Source organism: Martinezella sp. CNPSo 3957 (genome assembly GCF_057784395.1).
In genome coordinates this window covers 1-21,892 of sequence record NZ_JBXSOU010000011.1, presented here as the reverse complement: position 1 = coordinate 21,892, position 21,892 = coordinate 1, and the positions used below count along the sequence as shown (strand labels likewise).

The 21,892-nt window shown below is 61.0% G+C and carries 20 protein-coding genes; 11 read left to right on the top strand and 9 right to left on the bottom strand.

Annotation, left to right across the window (positions count from 1 at the left end):
* Positions 1 to 35 precede the first annotated feature (35 nt).
* Positions 36 to 1,019: a substrate-binding domain-containing protein gene (locus AC13QE_RS22970; RefSeq protein ID WP_132717657.1), complete on the bottom strand. Its 984-nt coding sequence runs from the start codon at positions 1,017 to 1,019 to the stop codon at positions 36 to 38.
* Positions 1,020 to 1,271: 252 nt separating this feature from the next.
* Between AC13QE_RS22970 and AC13QE_RS22965 the strand changes: the two genes are divergently transcribed.
* Positions 1,272 to 2,186 carry a YncE family protein gene (locus AC13QE_RS22965; RefSeq protein WP_488485411.1) on the top strand — a complete coding sequence of 305 codons (915 nt, stop codon included), beginning with the start codon at positions 1,272 to 1,274 and terminating at the stop codon, positions 2,184 to 2,186.
* 35 nt (positions 2,187 to 2,221) lie between these two features.
* Here AC13QE_RS22965 and AC13QE_RS22960 read toward each other — a convergent pair whose 3' ends face one another.
* Complete coding sequence (locus AC13QE_RS22960; protein ID WP_132717660.1) at positions 2,222 to 2,677, bottom strand: MarR family transcriptional regulator; 456 nt, start codon at positions 2,675 to 2,677, stop codon at positions 2,222 to 2,224.
* 74 nt (positions 2,678 to 2,751) lie between these two features.
* Here AC13QE_RS22960 and AC13QE_RS22955 point away from each other — a divergent pair, with 74 nt between their 5' ends.
* Positions 2,752 to 3,912, top strand: a complete 1,161-nt coding sequence (locus AC13QE_RS22955) for an FAD-dependent oxidoreductase (RefSeq protein WP_488485410.1) — start codon at positions 2,752 to 2,754, stop codon at positions 3,910 to 3,912.
* A 72-nt stretch (positions 3,913 to 3,984) separates the two neighbouring features.
* On the opposite strand, the gene AC13QE_RS22950 is transcribed toward AC13QE_RS22955, so the two are convergent.
* Complete coding sequence (locus AC13QE_RS22950) at positions 3,985 to 5,571, bottom strand: aldehyde dehydrogenase (NADP(+)) (protein WP_488485409.1); 1,587 nt, start codon at positions 5,569 to 5,571, stop codon at positions 3,985 to 3,987.
* Positions 5,572 to 5,795: 224 nt separating this feature from the next.
* On the opposite strand from AC13QE_RS22950, the gene AC13QE_RS22945 reads away from it, so the two are divergent.
* Positions 5,796 to 7,298, top strand: coding sequence for a mechanosensitive ion channel family protein (locus AC13QE_RS22945; protein WP_488485408.1), 1,503 nt, complete (start codon positions 5,796 to 5,798; stop codon positions 7,296 to 7,298).
* 110 nt (positions 7,299 to 7,408) lie between these two features.
* Here the strand turns inward: AC13QE_RS22945 and AC13QE_RS22940 are convergent, their stop codons facing one another.
* Entirely contained in the window at positions 7,409 to 8,020 is a 612-nt protein-coding gene (locus AC13QE_RS22940; protein ID WP_488485407.1) for an NAD(P)H-dependent oxidoreductase, read from the bottom strand.
* Positions 8,021 to 8,099: 79 nt separating this feature from the next.
* Here AC13QE_RS22940 and AC13QE_RS22935 point away from each other — a divergent pair, with 79 nt between their 5' ends.
* Entirely contained in the window at positions 8,100 to 8,705 is a 606-nt protein-coding gene (locus AC13QE_RS22935) for a TetR/AcrR family transcriptional regulator (protein ID WP_488485406.1), read from the top strand.
* A 49-nt stretch (positions 8,706 to 8,754) separates the two neighbouring features.
* Here AC13QE_RS22935 and AC13QE_RS22930 read toward each other — a convergent pair whose 3' ends face one another.
* Positions 8,755 to 10,284, bottom strand: a complete 1,530-nt coding sequence (locus AC13QE_RS22930) for a S10 family peptidase (RefSeq protein ID WP_488485405.1) — start codon at positions 10,282 to 10,284, stop codon at positions 8,755 to 8,757.
* 189 nt (positions 10,285 to 10,473) lie between these two features.
* Between AC13QE_RS22930 and AC13QE_RS22925 the strand changes: the two genes are divergently transcribed.
* The gene (locus tag AC13QE_RS22925) at positions 10,474 to 11,205 is read left to right on the top strand and encodes a dienelactone hydrolase family protein (protein ID WP_488485404.1); all 732 of its coding nucleotides are present in this window, start codon (positions 10,474 to 10,476) and stop codon (positions 11,203 to 11,205) included.
* 59 nt (positions 11,206 to 11,264) lie between these two features.
* Here the strand turns inward: AC13QE_RS22925 and AC13QE_RS22920 are convergent, their stop codons facing one another.
* Both AC13QE_RS22920 and AC13QE_RS22915 read right to left on the bottom strand, forming a co-directional pair.
* Complete coding sequence (locus AC13QE_RS22920; protein ID WP_488485403.1) at positions 11,265 to 11,864, bottom strand: isochorismatase family protein; 600 nt, start codon at positions 11,862 to 11,864, stop codon at positions 11,265 to 11,267.
* Positions 11,865 to 12,098: 234 nt separating this feature from the next.
* Positions 12,099 to 12,578, bottom strand: a complete 480-nt coding sequence (locus AC13QE_RS22915; RefSeq protein ID WP_132717669.1) for a MarR family transcriptional regulator — start codon at positions 12,576 to 12,578, stop codon at positions 12,099 to 12,101.
* A 24-nt stretch (positions 12,579 to 12,602) separates the two neighbouring features.
* On the opposite strand from AC13QE_RS22915, the gene AC13QE_RS22910 reads away from it, so the two are divergent.
* The 3 genes from AC13QE_RS22910 to AC13QE_RS22900 all read left to right on the top strand — a co-directional run bounded on the left by AC13QE_RS22910 (position 12,603) and on the right by AC13QE_RS22900 (position 17,306).
* Positions 12,603 to 13,517 (top strand): haloalkane dehalogenase, encoded by a 915-nt coding sequence (locus tag AC13QE_RS22910; RefSeq protein WP_488485402.1) that lies wholly within the window; start codon positions 12,603 to 12,605, stop codon positions 13,515 to 13,517.
* A 146-nt stretch (positions 13,518 to 13,663) separates the two neighbouring features.
* A complete protein-coding gene (locus AC13QE_RS22905; protein ID WP_488485401.1) occupies positions 13,664 to 14,554 on the top strand; it encodes an amino acid ABC transporter substrate-binding protein in 891 nt (296 codons plus the stop codon).
* A gap of 190 nt (positions 14,555 to 14,744) precedes the next feature.
* Entirely contained in the window at positions 14,745 to 17,306 is a 2,562-nt protein-coding gene (locus tag AC13QE_RS22900) for a GcvT family protein (RefSeq protein ID WP_488485400.1), read from the top strand.
* A 168-nt stretch (positions 17,307 to 17,474) separates the two neighbouring features.
* On the opposite strand, the gene AC13QE_RS22895 is transcribed toward AC13QE_RS22900, so the two are convergent.
* Positions 17,475 to 18,338: an alpha/beta fold hydrolase gene (locus AC13QE_RS22895; RefSeq protein WP_488485399.1), complete on the bottom strand. Its 864-nt coding sequence runs from the start codon at positions 18,336 to 18,338 to the stop codon at positions 17,475 to 17,477.
* A 139-nt stretch (positions 18,339 to 18,477) separates the two neighbouring features.
* Between AC13QE_RS22895 and AC13QE_RS22890 the strand changes: the two genes are divergently transcribed.
* On the top strand, positions 18,478 to 19,254 hold the full coding sequence (locus AC13QE_RS22890) for a class I SAM-dependent methyltransferase (protein ID WP_488485398.1): 777 nt from the start codon (positions 18,478 to 18,480) through the stop codon (positions 19,252 to 19,254).
* A 110-nt stretch (positions 19,255 to 19,364) separates the two neighbouring features.
* Here AC13QE_RS22890 and AC13QE_RS22885 read toward each other — a convergent pair whose 3' ends face one another.
* Positions 19,365 to 20,027, bottom strand: coding sequence for a TetR/AcrR family transcriptional regulator (locus AC13QE_RS22885; protein WP_488485397.1), 663 nt, complete (start codon positions 20,025 to 20,027; stop codon positions 19,365 to 19,367).
* A gap of 154 nt (positions 20,028 to 20,181) precedes the next feature.
* On the opposite strand from AC13QE_RS22885, the gene AC13QE_RS22880 reads away from it, so the two are divergent.
* The gene (locus tag AC13QE_RS22880) at positions 20,182 to 20,538 is read left to right on the top strand and encodes a carboxymuconolactone decarboxylase family protein (protein WP_488485396.1); all 357 of its coding nucleotides are present in this window, start codon (positions 20,182 to 20,184) and stop codon (positions 20,536 to 20,538) included.
* A complete protein-coding gene (locus AC13QE_RS22875) occupies positions 20,535 to 21,731 on the top strand; it encodes an MFS transporter (RefSeq protein WP_488485395.1) in 1,197 nt (398 codons plus the stop codon). Before AC13QE_RS22880 ends, AC13QE_RS22875 begins: the two co-directional genes overlap by 4 nt.
* Positions 21,732 to 21,892: the final 161 nt, after the last annotated feature.

The window sequence follows — 21,892 nt, the reverse complement described above, 5'->3', positions numbered from 1 at the left end:
CCAACAAGAGGCGGCGTTTTCATTCGCAGGCAGGGTCAGCATTGAATGGCGAGATCGCGCACTGTGCCGCCCACACGCATCCGATAGGGTACGGTCAGATGACGCGGCGGCGCGGCATTTTCAGCCATATCGAGCAGCAGCGAGGCGGCAGCGGCCCCCATGGTTCCATCCGGAATTTCCACCGTCGTCAGGGACACTTCACCCAGAAAACCGAGGGAAATCCCGTCAAAGCCGGCGACCGAAATATCGCGCGGAATCGAAAAACCCTGACGCCGAAGCGCGCCCATGACACCGAGCGCCAGAAGATCGTTGGAAGCAATGATCGCCGTCGGGTCGAACCGCGAAATCGCATCCGAAAGATCGAGCTGTTCCAGGCTGTTTACAAAGGAAATTTCGAGCGCATCGAGGGGCTGTTGCCCCGCCGCTTCCATCGCCCTGATATAGCCGAGATGGCGCAGCTTGGCCCGATCCGACGCGGAGAAGTGGCCTGATATGAACAGGATGCGGCGATGACCCTTGCCTAGGAGGTGATCGGTCAGATCCCGGCCCGCGCCGAAATTATCGGTCGCGACCGCGGCGGTAAAGCGGGCGGTCGGCAGGTTACCGAGCAATACGGTCGGCGGCAGGGCGGAGGACAGAACAAGACTGCGCTCGGGATCGCAGAGCGTCAGGATCAACCCAGTCGGCTGCTGCTGGAGCAGCGAGGCGACGGCATCGACCTCCTGTGCCGGATCGTAATTTGATTGCGCGATCAGCACGCTATGCCCCGCGTGAAGAGCTCGGTTCTGGATGCTGGAAAGCGAAGCCGCGAAAACCGGATTGGTGATGCTCGGAATGAGCACGCCGATCGCCGGCCGCCCGGTGCCGGTACGCCCACCTGCCCGATAGCCGAGCTCCGCCGCCGCCCGGCGCACGCGCCGCACCATCTCGTCGCTGACCGGACCGCTGCGATTCATGACCCGGCTGGCGGTCGCAACCGAACAGCCGGCGCGAAAGGCGATCTGCTGGAGCGTCGACATGATATCAATCACCTCCGGCTTCGGTTTCAGCCCTCGACTGGCGCAGTCTTATGGGAATGTCCGGGATTTATATCAGACCGATGACACTTATTTGACAACCCTCCCCCGCACACCGCGACATTCCGGCCCTTGATCTTTGCTGCGGCGCAGCAGATGCTCGTTCCGATCGCAGCGGCGAATGATGCTGTCATCAATCGATGCCATGATTGCCGCGCTATGATCCGCAGATCCGCCCCTCGAAAGGATGCTCTCATGTCAGAAGCACGGACGCCTGCCACCACCACCGACAAGACCGAAAGACTGTTTTTCCTCGATATCAACGACGGACGAATCCTCTCCTCCGCCATCGACGGCACCGATTTGAAGCTCATCATCCAGCGGGCGGGCCGCAGCCCCGACGGCATTCTCGTCGACAGCGAGAACGGCTGGATCTACTGGACCGAAATGGGCAACGACTACAACGCCCATGACGGCTCCATCGAGCGCATGGACCTCGACGGCGGCAACCATATCACGCTGATTCCGCCGGGCAGCACGCTCGTCACGCCGAAGCAGATCCAGCTCGACCGCGACAACGGCAAGCTCTATTGGTGCGACCGCGAAGGCATGCGCGTCATGCGCGCCAATGTCGATGGTAGCAACATCGAAACTCTGGTGCAGAACGGCGACAGCCCGGGAGACAGCGCCGATATCGAACGCTGGTGCGTCGGCATCGCCCTCGACCTGCCGCTCGGCCAGATCTACTGGACCCAGAAAGGGCCGCCGGATGCCGGCCTCGGCCGCATCTTCCGCGCCGGCATCAATATCCCGGCCGGCGAAACCGCAACAAACCGCCGCGATATCGAAATTCTGCTGGATAAGCTGCCGGAGCCGATCGATCTTGAGCTGGATCTCGCCACCCGCACGATCTACTGGACGGACCGTGGCAATCTCCCCCGCGGAAATACCGTCAACCGCGCAGCGATGGACGATATCGCCGCAACGTCCGAAGTGGTCCTCGAAGGTCTGGACGAAGGCATCGGCCTCTCGCTCGATCTACCCAACAACCGCATGTTCTTCACCGACATCGGCGGCAATCTCTATTCCGCAAGCCTCGATGGTTCAGGCGAGCGCGAACTGCTGCACCATGCCGGCTCCTTTACGGGGATTGTTTACGCCGAAACCTGAGTAACGGATCGATGTAGGCGCGCAGGCAGGCGCGTCTACATCCCATCCTCGTCTGCCACCATCCGGTCCAGATTCTGGTTCAGCCGACGCATCAGTTGAACCAGCGTTTGCACCTCATCGGCGCTGAAGCCCGATAGAACCCGCTCTCTGCCTTCCTCCAGAGCCTGGCGCGCCGCCGGGAGCTTCGCAATCGCTTCATCCGTCAGCGATATGAGGCTGCTGCGGCCGTCCGCCGGATCGGGCGTGCGCCGGATCAGCCCATCCCGCTCCATGCGCGCCAGCATCTGCGCCATGGACGGCTGCTCGATCTTGGCAAATTTCGCCAAATCCCTCTGCGACATCTGCGCCCCATTCCGAAGCAGATACAGCACCGGCAGCTGGCCGATGTTGAAACCTAGCGCCTTCACCCGCCGCTCGCCCAGTCGCGAAAAGGCGCGCGCCGCCATGTTGATCAGCGGCGCCGGCGTATCGAACAAATCCCAATCTGTCATTTCCCCATCACTTGAATAGGTACCTATATTAATTTATATAGGCACCTATGTACAAAATTATGAGAGCACTGTCCATGAGATCTTATCCCCGCATTGCCATTATCGGCGCCGGGCCTGGTGGCCTGACGCTGGCCCGCATCCTCCACCAGGCCGGCGTGCCGAAGACCGTTTTCGAACGGGAAGAACATGCCCTTGCCCGGCCGCAGGGCGGCACGCTCGACCTGCATGTCGAATCCGGCCAACTGGCGATGCGCCGCGCCGGCCTCTACGAAGAATTCCTGCAGATCGCACGCTATGAAGACCAAGGAAGCCGACTCTACGCCAAAGACGGCACGCTTATCTTTGCGGATGACGATGCTGAGACATCCGACCGGCCGGAGGTAGATCGCACGGCATTGCGGCAAACGCTGCTCGCCTCCCTGCCGGCTGAAACCGTCCGTTGGAACCATGCTCTGCGTGAGGTGCGTCCGCTCGACGACGGCACATACGAGCTGCTCTTCGAAAGCGGCACGGCCGGTCCCTTCGATCTCGTTGTGGGCGCCGATGGCAGCTGGTCCAAGGTCAGACCGCTGGTGTCGTCGTACCACCCTCAATATAGCGGCATCACCTTCATCGAATTCGGCATCGACGATGTCGACGCGAGCCACCCCGATCTTGCGACCCTCGTCGGCCGCGGCAAGATCAGCGTCGAGGCCGACGGACGTGGCCTGATCGTCCAGCGCAACGGCAACGCCCATCTGCGCGCCTATGCGATCTTTCGCGTGCCGGCCGACTGGGCCGAGAAAACCTTCGACTTTACAAAACCGGCAAAGGCTCGCGCACGGCTTGCCGCCGAATTCGAAGGCTGGGCGCCGGAAATCGTCGGCCTTATCGAAGCCGGCAACGACCATATCGTCCCGCGGCCGATCCATGCGCTGCCGGTCGGCCACCATTGGCAAAATCGAATCGGCATCACACTTCTCGGCGATGCCGCGCATGTCATGTCGCCCTTTGGCGGCGAGGGCGTCAATATGGCCATGTTGGATGCCGCGGAGCTTGGCCGTCAGCTTCTCGAAAACGATGACTGGAAAGGCGCCGTCAAAGCCTATGAAGCAGAGATGTTCGAACGCGTCGTCGCGGCGGCCGAAGATGCTGCGGAAGCCGTCGCCACAGAACTCTCCCATCTCGGCGCGGAACTCTCCCTTCAACATTACCAGGCGCATCTCGACGCCCGTCTTCAAGGCTCCGCCGCCTAGAACAGCGCAAAGAAAAAGCGGGCCAAGATGGCCCGCTCCAAGGATATTATTCCATCCCATCGGGACGGTAACTCAGTTACCCTTGCGCACGCCATCCAGCAGATGCGGCAGCGCCCTGACGCCATCATCGCGCAATTCCGCCGGCAGCAGTCCTTCCGGGAGATCCTGATAGGAGACCGGACGCAGGAAGCGGCGGATGGCGAGCGTGCCGACCGAGGTCGTACGGCTGTCCGAGGTCGCCGGGAAAGGCCCGCCATGCACCATGGCATGGCTGACTTCGACCCCGGTCGGCCAGCCATTGGCGAGGATGCGCCCGGCCTTACGTTCCAGCACCGGCACAAGCTTGGCGGCCGTGGCATAGTCATCCGCTTCGATCTGCAGGGTCGCGGTCAGCTGACCCTCGAGCTTTTCCGCAACGGCAATCATCTGGTCGACATCCTTGCAGCGTACCAAAAGGCTTGCCGCGCCGAAAACTTCGTGGCCCAAGCGCTCGTCCGCCAGGAACTCCTCCGCTTCTGTCTCGAAGAAGATGCCCGGGCTGCGATTGACGCCTTCGGCCGGAGCGCCATGAGCGACGGTCTTGACAGACTCATGTTCCGCCAATGCCGCAACGCCCTTGTCGAAGGCGGCGTGAATGCCCGGTGTCAGCATCGGCGCTGGCGCGCGGTCGCTCAGGGCGTCGCCGGCTGCCTGGACGAAACGGTCGAGATCAGGGCTCTCGATCGCAAAAAGCAGGCCCGGATTGGTGCAGAACTGGCCGGCGCCGAGCGTCAGGGAATCGATGAAGCCCGTCCCGATCGCCTCGGCGCGTGCTGCGAGAGCGGCGGGGAACAGGAAAACGGGGTTGACGCTGCTCATCTCGGCATAGACCGGGATCGGCTCCGGACGAGCCGCGGCAATGGCGCCGAGCGCCAGGCCGCCGCCGCGCGATCCGGTGAAGCCGACGGCCTTGATGCGGGGATCGCGCACCAGCGCGGCACCGGTCTCGTTGGCACCGGTCAGCAGCGAAAATGTGCCCTCCGGCAGGCCGCATTGGGCGACGGCGGCACGGATGGCGCGGCCGACAAGCTCGCCCGTGCCGGGATGGGCAAGGTGGCCCTTGACGACGACCGGGCAGCCGGCGGCAAGTGCCGAAGCCGTATCACCGCCGGCAACCGAGAAGGCGAGCGGAAAATTGCTGGCGCCGAAGACGGCGACCGGGCCGAGCGGGATCTGGCGCAGGCGCAGATCCGGCCGCGGCAGCGGCTTGCGCTCCGGCAAGGCCGGATCGACGCGCAGATCGAGCCACTCGCCGGCGCGGACCACCTGCGCAAAGAGCCGCAGCTGGCCAACGGTGCGAGCGCGCTCGCCCTGCAGGCGCGCCACCGGCAGGCCGGTCTCCTCCGTCGCGCGCTCGATCAGGGTATCGCCAATCTCCATGATGTTGTCGGCAATCTTTTCGAGAAATGCTGCGCGCTGCTCGGGGCTGGTGGCGCGGTAGACGTCGAACGCCTGAGCGGCCAACTCGCAGGCTTTAGCGACATCGCTCTCGCTGGCGACCGCAAAGGCCGGCTCCAGATTTGCGCCGGTTGCCGGGTTGATCGCACGCACGGTTCTGTTGCCGCCGGTAGAATCTGAGCCGATCAACAGATCGCCGCGAATCTCGAAAGACTGTGTCATGGGTATTCCTTAAGGATGTCGGAGCGCTAGGGCATTGCGCTGTGAGAGCAGATAGCAGGATGGGATGACAGATATAAGATGATAATCGTCATCTAATTATCAAGGTGCATGTCCTGAGATCAAGGCGGCAACGTCAATTAATCATACTTTTTCTGCATATGGCGCTGCGGCCTCTTTCATGCCAATTTAGCGCCCATCCGAAAGATCGAGTGCGACCGAGTCCCATGTCTATTGCGCTGCTTGGCGATCCGATCGTCCAGTTCTTCATTCTGGTTGTCGTCGGCACATTCGTCAGCCGCGTCATGCTGCGTCATCAGCGGGCCGGCCGTCTGATCGGTCAGATGGCCTTCTTCGTCTGCCTGACTGCACTTTTATTCTATCACGGCATCGTGCCCTATGAACCGAGCCCGCCGCTGGAATCGGTGACGCTGCGCACCTTCACGGGTTTTGCCAAGATCGTCTGGTGGGTCAACGGCGCCTGGGTGCTGATCGCCTGCGTGCGGCTGTTCCTGATTTTCGAGCGCAAGCCCCGCGAGGGCCGGCTGCTGCAGGATCTGATCGTCGGCGTCATCTATCTCGGCGCCATTCTTTCCATCGTCGGCAATGTCTTCAGCGTCCCGATCGGTACACTGATCGCAACATCGGGTGTCTTCGCCATCATTCTCGGCCTTGCCTTGCAGAGCACTTTGAGCGACGTCTTCTCCGGCATCGCCCTCAATCTCGGCCGTCCTTACTCCGTTGGCGACTGGATCGTCCTCGAAAACGATGTCCAGGGCCGCGTCGTCGAAACCAATTGGCGCGCCACGCAACTGCTGAGCGGCACCAACGATCTGATCGTCATTCCGAACAGTATCCTTGCCAAGACGCGGCTGACCAATCTTTCCTCGCCTGACGAAAGCCACGGTGCAACCGTCACCGTACGCATTCAGCCCACCACCCTGCCACGCATCATCGCGGATGTGATGCAAAACGTCTTGCTCAGCTGCAACTCGATCCAGAAGAACCCGGAACCCAGTGTCGCCATCACGTCCATCGATGGGCAGGCGATCGAACTGCAGCTGTCCTTTCGCGTGCGCGATATGTCGCTGACACAAGCCGCAAAGAACGAGATCTATGATTTGCTATTTCGTCACGCCAAGGCAGCAAACCTGAAATTCGCCGATCCTCCCGGCACGATCATGCTTCCCATGGAGCAAAAGCCCGAAGCGGCCGAGGAGAAGCAACATGCGCCCGGAACGCCCTGGCGGCTTATCAGCAATATCCCGCTGTTCTCTTCGCTGACCGAGGATGAAAAGGAACATCTGGCATCGCATATGCAGCGCCGAACCTATCGCAAGGATGCCGTCATCGCCGAACAGGATGCCCGCATGCGAGCGCTCACGATCGTCCGCTCGGGCGTCGTCAGCATCACTCGCCGCGAAGGACATCGCCAGATCGAGCTGACGCGCCTTGCGCCAGGCGATTATTTCGGTGAGAACGGGCTGCTGATGGGATCCGGTGAAGTCGGCACGGTTCGCGCCCTCACCTTCGTCGTCACCTACGAAATCGGCGATGAGTGCCTGGCGCCGCTACTGCACGACCGGCCGACTCTTGCCGAAGAGCTCGGCGCCATCCTGGCAAAACGCATAGAGGAGGAGGAGCATCTCTTCGCCAATGCCGACATGCTGGCACACGGCAATCCGGTCAGCACGCTGAGCTCGCGCATCAGGCATCTCTTTCAGCTATAGAGCAATTCCAGGAAGAGTGCGCAGCGGCTTTCCGTCCGGAATTACGAGACAACAAAGAGATAGAGCGGCTCAGAGATTCCCTGAAAAACTGAACCGCTCCAGCAGCACCATTAGGCCGCATCCGCCGCCTTCTTTGATCGTGAAGTGGCAAAGAGATTTTGCCCGATGGCGCGGGCGGTATCGAGATGGGAACTCATATCCTGTGCTTCCGTCAACAGCAGTTCGGAGATCGCGACGGGAGCGCCGCAATATCCGAAAATTCCATGATCGATCTGCATTTTCATGGCGCCGAAATAACCGTGGCGCGCATAGGTGCGCATGGTCGCACCGCCGATAGCGATCAGATGGACGCGAAGATGGCGTAATCTCTTGATCGGCCTGTCACCGGGCATGTCGTCATAGGCCCAGCCATTGGTGAACACCCGATCGATCCACCCCTTGAGCAGGCCGGGCATGGACCACCAATAAACGGGATAGACCAGCACCACCGCATCGGCACGATCGATTCGCGCTTGCTCGGCAACGACGTCATCAGGCGACGGACCTTTTCTGAGATGAGCGGCGATATCGGCGGCGCTGAACCTCGGATCAAAACCCTCCACCGTAAGATCCGCGATTTCAAACGTGGCGCCCGAAGCCGTTATACCTTCGGCAACTTTGGCTGCGACGGCGTGGCTGAACGAATCGGGATTCGGATTGGAGACGACGATAAGCGCATGCATGTGAAAAACTCCTGCTGGCTCATTGTGAGCGGCGGCTCAATCTTATATACTTTTAGTAAGTTACTTTTGGTATATAGCGATGTCAAGCGCGCAGACAAATAAACCGGAGCCCCGCACCCGTCTGACGCGGGAGGAGCGATACCGGCAGCTCATCCAGGTTGCCTGGCAAATCATCGGCGAAGAGGGAACGGAAGCCCTGACATTGGGACGACTTTCGGAGCGTGCCGGCGTGACGAAACCCGTGGTCTACGACCACTTCACAACTCGTTCCGGCCTACTGGCTGCGCTCTATCGCGAATACGATATCAGACAGACGGCAGTGATGGACAAGGCGCTTGATGCAAGCAGCCCGACGCTGGCAGGCAGGGCTGAGGTGATAGCCGCCTCCTATGTCGATTGCGTGCTGCTGCAGGGGCGCGAAATACCCGGCATCATCGCCGCGCTCGCGGGCTCGCCGGAGCTCGAAAAAATCAAACGCGAATACGACACGGCTTTCATCGAGAAGTGTCGCGCGCTGCTCGCTCCTTTCGCCGATGCAGGCTCCATCAAATCAGCGGGCCTCTGGGCGATGCTGGGTGCGGCCGAAGCGCTGTCCTATGCCGCCACGACGGGCGACATCAGCCCGCAGCAGGCGAAGGACGAGCTCTGCGAAACCATCAAGGCCATGGTCGCGAGAAACAAGTAGAGGCCGGTCTCGCACCCCGCCTTCCACGTGGCGCATCGAGGCCAACCAGTCAGTTCGATTGCGCTGCCGGCGCTGCCTTGATCTGCCCGGCATAAAACGCCTTAGCATCACCCGTGAACTGCTCGCGCGACATCGGCCGCGTGTAGAACATATGGCCGCCGCGATAGAGCTTCATCGCCACGCGATCAGCAAAGGCGGGAGGCATGTGGTCGAGCACATATTTGTTCACGCCGAAGGGGATGACGAGATCGCTGTAACCCTGCCCGATCATCACGCGGAAGGATGGCGAGAGCGATAACAGCTCCTTGAGATCGTCGCCAACACCGGCGGTCCCGCGCGAGCCGCCATTGTGCCCGCCCCATTTCCACTCCCTGTTCACCGATGTCGACAGAAGCGTGTAGGTCATGTCGGTATGAAAGCCCAGTTCGTCACGGGCATAGCCTGAAAAGGCACCGCCATAAGCACGAACAAAGCCATCCAGGATCGGGTCGCCGCCATGCTCGGCCTCCGACTGCGGATAGGGGTCCGGCGCCAGAAACGAGGCATCATAAGCACTCGCCACGTCCGCGCCGTCACCATCGGAATGTTTGCGGTAGACCCCGCCGAGAAAACCTTGGTTCTTGGCAACGACATCCTGCGGTATGCCGGTCAGCGTCGCGACGCGCCCGTAGAAGGCCTGGCCGGAATCTCCCGACGGCGGCCGCCTGGCAAGGGTCGGCAGATATTCGTTGAAGGCGAAGGCCTCGGCATCCTGCATCGCTTTCTCGCTGAAGGCGTTTTGACGCTCCAGTTCGGCCGCCGCCAGTGACGGCAGCTGTAGGGCTGCGCCAAGCGCATCCTCACCGCCTCCGAAGACGAACCGGCCCTCCAGCAGCGGCGACAGCATGACGATGCCGGAAATCAGAATGCCCTGATCCTCGCGCAGGCTGTTGGCAATCTTGACCGAACGAAACCCGCCATAGCTTTCTCCAAGAATGTACTTCGGCGACGACGCCCGGCTGTTATGGGCAACGTAAAGGGCGATCGCCTTGGCGAGGCTTTCGGCATCGCTGTCGATACTATAGAAATCATTCTGATCATCGGGCTTGGCAGCGCGGCTCCAGCCGGTGCCGATCGGATCGATCAACACGAGATCGGTGAATTCCAGCCAGCTTTGCGGATTGTCGACCAGCTTGGCATGGGCGCCATCGCGCCCGTCTGCGCCGAAATCGACGATGCGCGGACCGACGAGCCCGAGATTGAGGAAGGCCGAAGCAGCACCCGGCCCGCCATTGAACACGAAGGTCACGGGCCGGTTCGCATCCCGATTCTTGGCGACATAGGCGGTGTAGAAGATCGCGGCGCTGCGCTGGCCATCCTGGCCGAAAAGATCGAGCGTACCCGCCGTCGCCGTATAGGGAATGGTCTTGCCATCCGTAGTCAGCACATGGTCGCTCACGGCATCGGGCGGCAGGAGCGAGAGCACGCCGCTCGCACTGGCAGGCGCGCCGTGGCCCTGCTCGGGCGGAGCGGCGGATGCCGTTGCCGATATCAGCGAAAGGGCCAGCGCCAGGCCGGGAACCATCTGGCGAAAAGACATGAAACGCATCCTCCAAAGGGATCATCGCATAGCTGTCGTTGCCGGCGATACTATGTCACAGACGACAAGCGCCGAAACTCAAGAGATGTTGATCGATGGCCTCAGCGGTTTTGAGCCTATGGGCCGTTTGCCAAAGTGGCATGCGCTGCGGGGACATGAGCCGATAAAGAGATCGTAAGGGGAATGACGATGAAACAGGATATCGAAATCAAGACGGCCGACGGCATTGCCAAAGCCGCTATCTTCCGCCCCGATAATGGTAAATCAGCCGAGCACGGCGTGGTCCTCTATATGGATGCCATGGGTCCGCGCGCGGCGCTCGATGGCATGGCGCAGCGGCTGGCGAACGCAGGCTATATCGTGCTGCTTCCCGATCTCTTCTATCGTTTCGGCGCCTATGGTCCCTTCGACGGCGGTGCCTTTGGCCATCCGGCATCCCGCGAAACGATCATGACGATGCTGCGCGGCACGACGCAGGAAATGACCAAGGCCGATAGTGCCGCCTTCCTCGACGCTTTCTCAGCCGCCGGCGCCAAAGGTGCGGCCGGCGTGGTCGGCTATTGCATGGGCGGAGGCCGCGCGCTGACTGCCGCTGCCACCTATCCCGACCGCATCGCGGCAGCCGCAAGCTTCCACGGCGGCAATCTTGCGAGCGAAGCGGAAGACAGTCCGCACCGGCTCGCCGCCGACATCAAGGCCCGCGTCTATGTCGGTGTCGCCGGCGTCGACAACAGCTTTCCGCCGGAGCAATCGGCGCGTCTTGCCGAGGCGCTCCGCACCGGCGGCGTCGATTACACCATCGAAAACTATGTCAGTATGGCACATGGATGGACGGTGCCGGATCATGGCGTCTATGACGAGATCGGCGCCGAGCGGCACTGGAAGCGGCTGCTGAACCTGTTCGACGAGGCCTTGATGTAGTCGATTGAAGGCGGCATCCCATTGCCATCACAGCGGGATGTCGCCATCCGATCCGGAGATCAGAACTTGATCCTGTCGATGCTGGTCAGCGTCGTCTTCTGCGAAACGCCGGGCGCATTGACCATGTGCCAGGCCACATATTGCTCACCGTAAAGCTCTGTCGATGACATGCCGTCGACGGGCAGGACGATGTTCATGCCGTTGAGCGCCGCATCCGTCGCCGTATCGAGCACCGCGCCTTCCGAGGCCGTGCCTGTCACGATGATGGTCTTGATGCCCTTGTCCGAGAGAATGCTGCGCAGATTGGTACCGATGAACTTGTCCGCCCCGGATTTGACGATCGGCTCGCTCGCCAGGGGCGCCAGCGCCGTTGCGATATCCTGCGGCTCGCCAACACCGGCCAGGCTGAAGACGACGAGCATCTCCTTGGCGCGCGCCTGATCGAGCAGGATTTTCACCTTGGGAACAGACGCCAGGCAACGGGGCTTGGTCTTCACGTTGCACGGTCCCTTGGTCGGGTCCTGCGCACCGTTGAAATCGAGGACCAGCAGCGCCGTCGTCTTCGGATCGACGGTAACTATCTTCAGCTCCGGCGCCGCTGGTGGCTTCACCTTCTGCCAATCATCGATGATCGTCTGCGCTGCTGCCGGCGAGGTCACCGCGTAACCAAAGGTCCAACAAAGAACAGAAAAACCGAAGCCGAAAGCAAGGCCCGATTTCCGCCTCTCTCCATTTGTCTTCCTGATCAGGCTCCTCTCCCGCATCGGCACATTCCCTTCGCTTGACGGTCGTGGAGGAGAGATAGGCCATAAACCAGGACGGAGTAACGAAACTCTTCGTGATAGCGCTCCAAAGTGTGCGGCCCGCATATCTCAGGCGGATCACCCGAACTCCTATGTCGCCGCCTCGTCTATCGGCCCTCCAGAATCCCCGTCGCCGCGAAGCTTGCCGAGCACCTCCTGCAAAGCCTGCTTCAACGCATTAATCTCCTCAGAACCGGCGATATTTGACCAGCGCTGATCCACAAGGCGACCGGTTGCCGCTGCTATTGGCCGCACGCCTTTGCCACGCTCGGTCAGAAACACAAGTCTTGCACGTCGATCGTCGGGGTCCGGTCGGCGCTCGACATAACCCAGGCGCTCCAACTCCTCCACCGCCTGCGTCATCGTCTGCTTGCGGACATGGGCAAGCCTAGTGAGCTCACTCACCTGAATTCCTTCCGGACGCATGAAGGTAAACACATTGGCATGCGGTGGTCGGATATCGCCATAACCGGCCTCTTCCAGCGCGGCTTCGACATCCTGTGTCCAATGTTGATGCACGAGCCGCAGCAGCAGGCCCAGGGACGGGCGAGTGGGAACACAATCTTCCATGATATAGACAGGTACCTGACTATTATGTTAAATAGACAGGCACCTTACCATTTTATTTCACGAAAGGATACCCACATGCCCTCCCTCAATGTGCTTGACTCGTCGATCTTCTACGAGGATGCCGGAACGGGAACACCCTTCGTCTTCCTGCATGGCAATCCAACCTCATCCTACCTGTGGAGGCATATCAGCCCGGCCCTTGCCGTGCGTGCCCGTCGCCTGGCTCCCGACCTCATTGGCATGGGCCAGTCCGGCAAACCTGATATCGCTTATTCATTTGATGACCATACACGCTATCTCGAAGCCTGGTTTGACAAACTCGCGCTCGATGATGTCGTATTGATCGGCCATGATTGGGGCGGCGCACTCGCATTCGACTGGGCCGCCCGCCATCCGGAACGCGTGCGCGGCATCGCCTTCATGGAAACGATCATCAGGCCTTTGACCTGGAACGACCTGCCGAATGCACGGGCTCGCTATGAACTGCTGCGCTCACCGGGCACGGGCGAAGCGAAGGTTCTGGACGAGAATTTCTTCATCGAGCAGGCACTGAAAGCCACGGTCCTGAACGAATTGAGCGCCGAGGATCATGGCGTCTATCGCGCGCCCTACCCGACGCGCGAAAGCCGCCGTCCGCTGCTTGCCTGGCCGCGCGCGATGCCGATCGAAGGCGAACCCGCCGATGTCGTCGCGCGCATCGAAGCCTATGATGCCTGGCTTGCCCGCAGCGAAGATATCCCGAAACTGCTACTGACCTTCGATGGTCCGGCGGAGACGCTGCTGGTCAGCGAAAGGATGATAGACTGGTGCCGCGAGAATATTGCCGGACTGGAGATCGAAAATTGCGGACCGGCAAGGCACATCGCGCCGGAAGATCAGCCCCAAGCGATTGCGGCGGCCATCTCCAGCTGGGCCGCGAGTCATAGTCTATCTCGCTGAAAAGCCGATCTTCGCGACAGGAAAGGCCGCCACCTCTGCTCGACGGCAGGCGATCAAGGACAATCCATCGTTGACAAAAAACCGTCAGGCCATACTCTGCGCCTAAGCCCTTGCGATTGCCCAATTTTCTTTTGGAGATCAGGATCATGCCGGCACATTGCATGAGACGACTGGTTCTGGCAGGCATTATCCTCTGCATATCCGCCTATACGGCTACGGCCGCGCAAACGCTGGATCTCATCGCCCAAAAGGGCACGATCCGGATCGGTTATATCAGCGACGAAGCCCCCTTCTCCTTCAAGAAGAAGGATGGCAACCCGGCGGGATATGCCATCGATCTCTGCGGCAAGGTCGCCGATGCCGTCGGGCGCAAGGTTACCGATCTCAAGCGCGACTATGTCGAAACCACGCTTGCCGATGGCTTCGACGCAGTCAAAAGCAGCCAGGTCGATCTTCTCTGCGGCGCGCTGACCATCAGTCTCGGCCGACGCCAGAATGTCGATTTCTCCCAGCCGATCTTCATCACCGGTGCCAGCGCTCTACTGCGCAGGGATTCGCCCGATTATCTAATGGCTTTGTTCCTCGACAAGCGGCTGGCGCAGGTCTCCGCCAAGCCGGCCCCCGCGACGAGCACGATCGGCGTTCGCGCCGACACGACGACGGGCGCGACGCTGCGCGAGGCGCTGGGTTCCGACGTGCCGAAGACGCGGATCGCCGATTTCGCCACGCATCAGGACGGTCTGGTCGCGCTCGAAAACCATAAGATCGATGCCTATTTCGCCGATCGCGCCCTGCTCTTCGATCTCGCTTCCCATGCCCATAGTCCGTCCACGCTCGCGATCGGCAACCGCCTCTTCACGCATGAGCCCTATGGCATAGCCCTCCGGCAGGATGACTCTGCCTTCCGGCTGCTCGTCGATCAGACGCTGACCGAGACCTACCAGTCGGACGATTTCGCGAAATTGCTGACGACCTATTTCGGCCAGGAAGGCCCGATCCTGCGACGCGAGATCATGATGCAGTCGATCCCGCAATAAGCGCATTCAGGAGATGCCATCGCCTTTGCGACATCTCCGATCAGCATATGTCGCCGACAAACCCAGCCATTTCCTGATGGGACAGCGTGATGGTCGTCGTGCAAGCATCTTGAATATGTCGTAGACAGGCTCTGGTCGCCGCCGCACACATCATAAAATCCGTTTTCAGTATCAATCAGGGTCGCACGCAATGGCAGTATTTCCTCAAAAGGCGAAGGTCGTCATCATCGGGCTTGGCGGTATCGTCGGCGCATCGATCGCTCATCATCTGATCGAGCGCGGCTGGGACGATATTGTCGGCATCGACAAATCAGGCATCCCGACGGATATCGGCTCGACGGCCCATGCCTCCGACTTCTGCTACACGACCAGCCACGATTTCCTCTCCTGCTGGACGACCCTCTACTCCATCGATTTCTACGATAAGCTCGGCCACTATGCCCGCGTCGGCGGCCTCGAAGTGGCGCGCGTCGGCGATGACGACCGCATGGCCGAAATCAAGCGCAAGGTGACCTCGGGCAAGGCCTTCGGCACGCGCGTGAGCTTGATCGACCCCGCCGAGATCAAGGAAAAATTCCCGCTGATCGAAGAAAGCATGGTTCAGGGCGGGATGTGGGACCCGGATGCCGGCCTCGTCATTCCCCGCTCTCAGACCGTTGCCGGCAAGCTGATCGACCAGGGCGAAAAGAGCGGCAAGCTGCAGTCTTTTGCCAATACACCGGCTCAGTCGCTGATCGTTAGGGATGGCCGCATCTCTGGCGTCGTCACCCATCGCGGTACGATCGAAGCCGAATACGTGATCGTCTGCGCCGGTCTCTGGGGCCGCCTGATCGCCGAAATGGTCGGCGAAGACCTGCCGGTCATGCCGGTTGATCACCCTCTGACCTTCTTCGGTCCCTACAACGAGTTTGCCAATACCGGCAAGGAAATCGGCTTCCCGCTGATGCGCGACCAGGGCAACTCCGCCTATATGCGCGACACCGGCGACCCGAAGACCGCCGAAGGCGGTCAGATCGAATGGGGCTACTACGAAGAGAAGAACCCGCGCCTCTGCCATCCCCGCGATCTCCTTGAAAAGCACGAGGCTCGCCTTTCACCCTCGCAGCGCGATCTCGACATGGAACAGATCATCGAGCCGCTGGAACGCGCCATGGAATTGACGCCGATCCTCGGCGAACTCGGTTACAATGAAGGCCATTCCTTCAACGGCCTGCTGCAGGTTACCACCGATGGCGGCCCCTCCGTCGGCGAAAGCCAGAAGGTCCGCGGTCTCTGGTACTGCGTCGCCATCTGGGTGAAGGACGGTCCCGGCTTCGGCAAGCTCGTCGCCGACTGGATGACGGACGGCCGCACGCCGATCGATCACAACAGGATCGATTATTCCCGCTTCTATCCGCACATGCTGGAAGAAAAGTTCATCGAAGGCCGCTGCACCGAGGCTGCGCAGAAGATCTACAATCCCGCCGTCCACCCGCGCGAACCCTATGCGACCGGCCGCAATGTCCGTCGCTCGCCTTTCTATGAACGAGAAAAAGAGCTCGGCGGCTATTTCATGGAGCTCGGCGGCTGGGAGCGTGCTCATGGCTATGCCGCCAACGAGCACCTGCTCGAGAAATACGGCGATCGCATCCCTGTGCGTGAAAACGAATGGGACAACCGCCATTTCTGGCGCGTCTCCAATGCCGAGCATCTGGCACTGAGCGAGGATTGCGGCATCATCAACCTCTCGCATTTCGCCATGTACGACATCGAAGGCCCTGACCATGTCGAACTGCTGGAATGGCTTTGCGCGGCCAAGATCGGTGGCGACGCCAATATCGGCAAGGGCATCTACACCCACTTCCTGGACGACGAGGGCATGGTGCGCGCCGATTTCACGGTGATCCGCATGGCCGATCGTTGCCGCCTGATCGACGGCGCCGATGCGGGCCCGCGCGATTTCCACTACATGCGCCGCGTTGCCGAGGACAAGGGTTTCGACGTCACCATCACCGACGTCACCGAACGCTATGTGACGATCGGCATCTGGGGACCGAATGCCCGCACCAACCTGCAGAAGGTGGTCGAAAGCCCGGAAAACCTCACGCACGAAAACTTCCCCTTCGCCGCGATCAAGCAGATCCGCATCGCCGGCAAGAACGTCACCGCATTCCGCATTTCCTATGTCGGCGAACAGGGCTGGGAACTGCACATGGCCTATGGTGACGCGCTGGCCGTCTGGGATGCGCTGCGCTCGACGGGCGCGATCGCCGTCGGCGTCGAGACCTATGCCAACAGCCGCCGCATGGAAAAGAGCCTGCGCCTGCAGAATGCCGACCTGCTGACGGAATATAATCTTCTCGAAGCCGATCTCGCCCGCCCGAAGGTCAAGGACGCCGATTTCCGCGGCAAGGCGAAGCACCTCGAATATCGCGCCCGCGAGCATCAGCCGGCTATGCTCTGCACGCTCGTCGTGACCGATAACATCGACTCCAACGGCATTGCCCGCTACCCCGTTGGCATCCTGCCGGTCATGGATCCCCAAACCGGCGAAACCCTCGTCGATGAGCTCGGCCGCCGCTCCTTCACCACCTCGATCGCCTATGGCCCGACCATCGGCAAGAATATCGCGCTCGCCTACCTCCCCTGGTCCTATGCCCAGGAAGGCCGCAAGCTGACGGTCGAATATTTCGGCGAAACCTACCCGGTCGAAGTCGTCGGCGTCGGCTACAAGCCGCTCTATGACGCAGAGAACTTGAAGCCGAGAAGCTGATTTCTAGAGCGGTTCAGTTTCTCACGGAATCTCTGAACCGCTCTATCTCTTTGTTGTCTCGCGATTCCGGACGGAAAACCGCTACGCACTTTTCCTGCAATTGCTCTAACGAACCGGAAAGCGAGGTCATGCCTGGCTTTCTGGTTGTCTGTTGGGGCCGGTCGTCCGTCAGGCTGTATGATCGATGATGGCCTGCGCGATCTCGTCAATGTCGCGCTCATGGATTTCATGCCCTCCACCTTCGACTCGGTGCAGCCGCGCATTCCGCACCACCTTGGTGAAGGCCTCTCCGTGCCCTATGGGAAACAGCGGATCGGCTGTGCCATGGATCGCAAGGACCGGCAGCTTGATATCGGAGGCTTGAAGCCTTGCAGGCCTTTCCTCGCTCACGAGCGTGAAATGGTTCGTAGCACTGGCAAATGACGGCGCCCGTGCCATGTCGCGGGCGATCAAGGCACTTGCAGCGTCAGGATCATGCGGATGCCTGGTGCCGGCAAGCATGGCCGCCTCGCGGCGCAGGAAATCGGCAATAGCCTCAAGATTCGACCAATCGACTGCTTCGGCCGACCTGGAATGCTCCCGATAGGCCTCCGTCGAAGAAGGCAAGCCCTCGACGCCGCGCGGTGATGTGCTGATCAGCGTAAGCGTCCGCACGCGCCGGGGATGGCGCAACGCCACTTCTTGCGCAACGGCGCCGCCCATCGACATGCCCGCCACATGCGCCGTTTCCAATCCGTAGCCGTCGAGAATGGCGATGGCATCGTCGGCCAGATCGGTGAACGAATAACAGGGTTCGCCTTGCGGATAATGTGTCGAAAGGCCGGTATCGCGCTGGTCGTACCGGATCACATAGCGCTGTCGGGCGGCAAGTGCCTCGCAGAACCTGTCCGGCCACCACAGCATCGAAGCCATCATTCCCATGATCAATATGATGGGCGGGCTGGAGGGATCACCGAAAGCCTGGGTCTGCAGTTTCGCTCCCTTGACCTCGATTGACGTCTCGGTGGCGGCGAATGATCTCGTTTCTTCCATGACAAAGTCCATCCGATTGCAAATTGCAACTGGAATCCATATTGCATGACTGATCTTATTATGCAATCAGTTTATGAGGGAGCTGCAACACCGGGTATCGACTTCCGTCAAAGAAACTCCGAGATGAGGGAGGCTTGTAGTGCTGCAATGTGCTGATTTTTACGATGCTGAACTATCACGACATAACCGGCATTTGCGAGCCGCCGCCAGCGTCCGGACGCATGACCGGATACTCGACATCGGCTGCGGCGCTGGGCAAACCACCCGGCAAGCAGCTCTTGCCGCAACACAAGGCAGCGCGGTCGGCGTCGATGCTTCCGCCGAGATGCTTGAGATTGCGCGCCAACGTAGCGCTAAAGCGGGATTACGCAACGTCAGCTTCGAGTTGGGCGACGCGCAAACCTACGCCTTTCCAGCTGCCGCCTTTGATCTATGCATCAGCCGTTTTGGCGTCATGTTCTTCGCCGATCCGCCGGTAGCATTTGCCAATATCGCCCGGACGATGCGTCCGGGTGGACGCATTGCTTGGATGGTATGGCAAAGCGAAGAGCACAACAAATGGTCCAGCGCCATCAGGCAGGCGCTGGCTCCAGGAAGCACAATTTCTGAAAAAGCCGGCAAGGCGTTTTCGCTCGGCGATCCCGCCATAGCCACGAAGCTATTGAGCACCGCCGGCTTCACCTCGATCGACTTCATCGATGTGCACGAACCGGTCTTCTATGGACCTGACGTGGATTCCGCCGTCGATGCCTTGAGTAACCTGTATATGGTAAAGGACGCGCTCTCGCATACAGACGGCACAGCCGACCAATCACTGCAGCGTCTGCATGATCTGCTGGAGGCACACATGACCTCCGAAGGCGTGCTCTTCGACTCCCGCGCATGGATCATTACCGCAGATCGAGCCGGTGGCTAATTGACCCCCACCTCTGCTCGCGAATGCGCTGCGAGGCGGATCACATGGTTTCACCGTTGCCGGCTTGGAAGATCCCGACGGGCGGCGTAAGCGCGCCCTTGCATCGCCTTTTATCTCTTCGCATACCGCGCAATCATCATCGCCACGGCTTCGTCAACGACGCGCTGGCGCTCGCTGACCGAAGAGGCCTCGCCAACACCAACCACTCGCAGCCAGAGCAGCGGTTCGTTGAGCAGGCCGAGGAACTGGCGGGCGGCAAGTTCGGCGTCGGGAAGAACGAGTGCCCCGTTCTGATCGAGTTGTTTCAGATAGCCGACAAGCGCCCGCATGGCAGGGGCTTTACCGGCCTCGAAGAAGTTGCGCGGCAGATCGGGGAAGCGCGCGCCCTCGCTGATGACCATGCGAAGGAACGCCACCGCGATCGGCGGCTCCCAGAAATCTACGATCGCCTTCCCGATCCTGCCGAGGCCGACAGAAGGATCGCGTAGCGCCTGCTCGTCGGCGGTGATTTCTACGACAGGAAAATCCCGCCAGACCCGTTCCACGGCGGCCGAGAACAATGCTTCCTTGCTCTCGAACTGATTGTAGACCGTGCGCCGCGCCGCGCCGGATTCCTTCGCCACGAGGTCCATGCTCGCCCCCTCGTAACCATGCGTGAGAAACACGCGCGTCGCCGCGTCCAGAATGGCGTCGCGCTTGGGCGTGTCGGCGCGCACAGCCGGCTCGCTGTCCGAAGGCACTGTTTTCGGTACACGGCTACGCAGATCCGCCAAGGCATTCCTCTCCTATTGACTGCACTGCACTGTGCAGTGTAATTGAATGACACTGCACAGTGCAGTGCATAGGAGATACACGATGCCAGAGACAATTTCCACCATTTCCCCATCCGACGCGCATTTCATGTAAGGCTGCGAGCGTTTCGCGGCTGTGACCGGCTTTCCCGCTCAGGCTTTTATTGACAGCCTGGCCGAAAGCTCCCCCGACTTCGGGCGTTATCTCATCGAGTGGGTCTTCGCCGATGTGTACGGACGCGACGATCTCGATCTGAAGACGCGGGAACTCGTCATTATCGCTGCCGGCGCGGCGCTGGGCGCAACCGGGATCGACGTTATCAAATTCCATGTCCCAAATGCGCTCCGGGCCGGGGCCAGGCGCGCAGAAATCTTCGGCACGCTGATCCAGGTGGCGATCGTCGCCGGGATTCCCACGGCGCTGGCGGCCATCACGACGGCGGCGCAGGTCATGCCGAAGGCCGATACGACCGCAGACGGGGCAAACGCATGACCACGCCATCGCCTACACGCGAACTGGGCACGGCCGCGATCGTCGTCATGGCGGTCGCGGCGGCGCTTACTGTCGCCAATGTCTATTTCAATCAGGCGTTGCTCACCGCGATCGCGGCGGATTTCGGCGTCAGCCCGCGGGGTGTCGGGCTTATCGCCACCCTATCCCAACTCGGCTACGCCCTCGGCATCCTGCTGATCGTTCCACTCGGCGACCGCAGCGAGCCGCGTTCGCTGGTGCGCATCCTGCTCATCGGCGTTGCCATCGCCCTGGCAGCAGCTTCCTTCGCCCCGAAGCTCGGCATCTTGGCGGGCCTCAGCGTCGTCATTTGCATGGGAACCTGCGTCCCGCAGATCGTCCTGCCTCTGGCGGCCGGATTGACCCGCCCCGAGCGGCGTGGCCACGTCGTTGCATCGGTGCAAACCGGCCTCGTCGTCGGCATTCTCCTGTCGCGCACGCTGGCAGGCATCGGCGCCAACAGCTTCGGGTGGCGGCCGATCTACGGGATCGCCGCCGGTTTCATGGCTGCGTCAGCCGTCATCCTTCCGGGAGTGTTGCCGCAACGTGGGGCGGCTTCCGCAACCATGCCCTACGTGTCACTGCTCGGTTCCTTGTGGGGACTGTTTCGGCGGGAAAGGGATCTACGCCTGTCGTGCCTGCTTGGCGCGGCGGTGTTCGCAGCCTTCTCGGCGTTCTGGACGACGATTCCTTTCCGGCTCGGCCAGCCGCCATTTGGTCTCGACCTTGCGGGTGTCGGCCTGTTCGCCCTCTGGGGCGGTATCGGAGGGTTGGCATCCCTGTTCGCGGGCGGGCTGATCGACCGTTTCGGGGAGGAGCGCGTCAGCGCCGGAGCGATCCTGCTCGCTGCTGTCAGTTTCGGCGTCGTCCTCGTCAAGCCGGACAGCTATCTGGCTCTGGTCATCGGCGGAAACCTCCTGAGCTTCGCGCTGTCCGCCGGGCAGATCGCCAACCAGGCGCGCATCTTTTCCCTCGGTGTTGAAGCTCGCAGTCGCCTGAACACGATCTACATGGCCTTCACCTTCGCCGGCGGAGCGGGCGGGAGCGCGGGGGCTGGCATCATGTGGGCGACACAAGGTTGGAACGGTATGTGTGGCTTCGCCTTCGCATGTATCGCCATAGGCGGCCTTGCGGTCGGGGCCGCGAAGCTCGGACGAAACGCCCGAGCGATATGAGTGAGGAGGGCGCAACCATCAGAGCTCACGAACGCAAAAAGGCCGCCTCATTGGGCGGCTGAGCTACGCGACTTGGCAATTTGAGTCGGTTTTGTTGGCCCTCTTTGCGACGTTTGTTGCTTGGGACAGTCGAGCGCGCCTCACCCTTCAGGTTATTGTCC

Bases quoted from the DNA above. Each gene is read 5' to 3' on its own strand.
- AC13QE_RS22970 (WP_132717657.1), bottom strand. From the start codon at position 1,019: ATGTCGACGCTCCAGCAGATCGCCTTTCGCGCCGGCTGTTCGGTTGCG.
- AC13QE_RS22965 (WP_488485411.1), top strand. From the start codon at position 1,272: ATGTCAGAAGCACGGACGCCTGCCACCACCACCGACAAGACCGAAAGA.
- AC13QE_RS22960 (WP_132717660.1), bottom strand. From the start codon at position 2,677: ATGACAGATTGGGATTTGTTCGATACGCCGGCGCCGCTGATCAACATG.
- AC13QE_RS22955 (WP_488485410.1), top strand. From the start codon at position 2,752: ATGAGATCTTATCCCCGCATTGCCATTATCGGCGCCGGGCCTGGTGGC.
- AC13QE_RS22950 (WP_488485409.1), bottom strand. From the start codon at position 5,571: ATGACACAGTCTTTCGAGATTCGCGGCGATCTGTTGATCGGCTCAGAT.
- AC13QE_RS22945 (WP_488485408.1), top strand. From the start codon at position 5,796: ATGTCTATTGCGCTGCTTGGCGATCCGATCGTCCAGTTCTTCATTCTG.
- AC13QE_RS22940 (WP_488485407.1), bottom strand. From the start codon at position 8,020: ATGCATGCGCTTATCGTCGTCTCCAATCCGAATCCCGATTCGTTCAGC.
- AC13QE_RS22935 (WP_488485406.1), top strand. From the start codon at position 8,100: ATGTCAAGCGCGCAGACAAATAAACCGGAGCCCCGCACCCGTCTGACG.
- AC13QE_RS22930 (WP_488485405.1), bottom strand. From the start codon at position 10,284: ATGTCTTTTCGCCAGATGGTTCCCGGCCTGGCGCTGGCCCTTTCGCTG.
- AC13QE_RS22925 (WP_488485404.1), top strand. From the start codon at position 10,474: ATGAAACAGGATATCGAAATCAAGACGGCCGACGGCATTGCCAAAGCC.
- AC13QE_RS22915 (WP_132717669.1), bottom strand. From the start codon at position 12,578: ATGGAAGATTGTGTTCCCACTCGCCCGTCCCTGGGCCTGCTGCTGCGG.
- AC13QE_RS22910 (WP_488485402.1), top strand. From the start codon at position 12,603: ATGTTAAATAGACAGGCACCTTACCATTTTATTTCACGAAAGGATACC.
- AC13QE_RS22905 (WP_488485401.1), top strand. From the start codon at position 13,664: ATGCCGGCACATTGCATGAGACGACTGGTTCTGGCAGGCATTATCCTC.
- AC13QE_RS22900 (WP_488485400.1), top strand. From the start codon at position 14,745: ATGGCAGTATTTCCTCAAAAGGCGAAGGTCGTCATCATCGGGCTTGGC.
- AC13QE_RS22895 (WP_488485399.1), bottom strand. From the start codon at position 18,338: ATGGAAGAAACGAGATCATTCGCCGCCACCGAGACGTCAATCGAGGTC.
- AC13QE_RS22875 (WP_488485395.1), top strand. From the start codon at position 20,535: ATGACCACGCCATCGCCTACACGCGAACTGGGCACGGCCGCGATCGTC.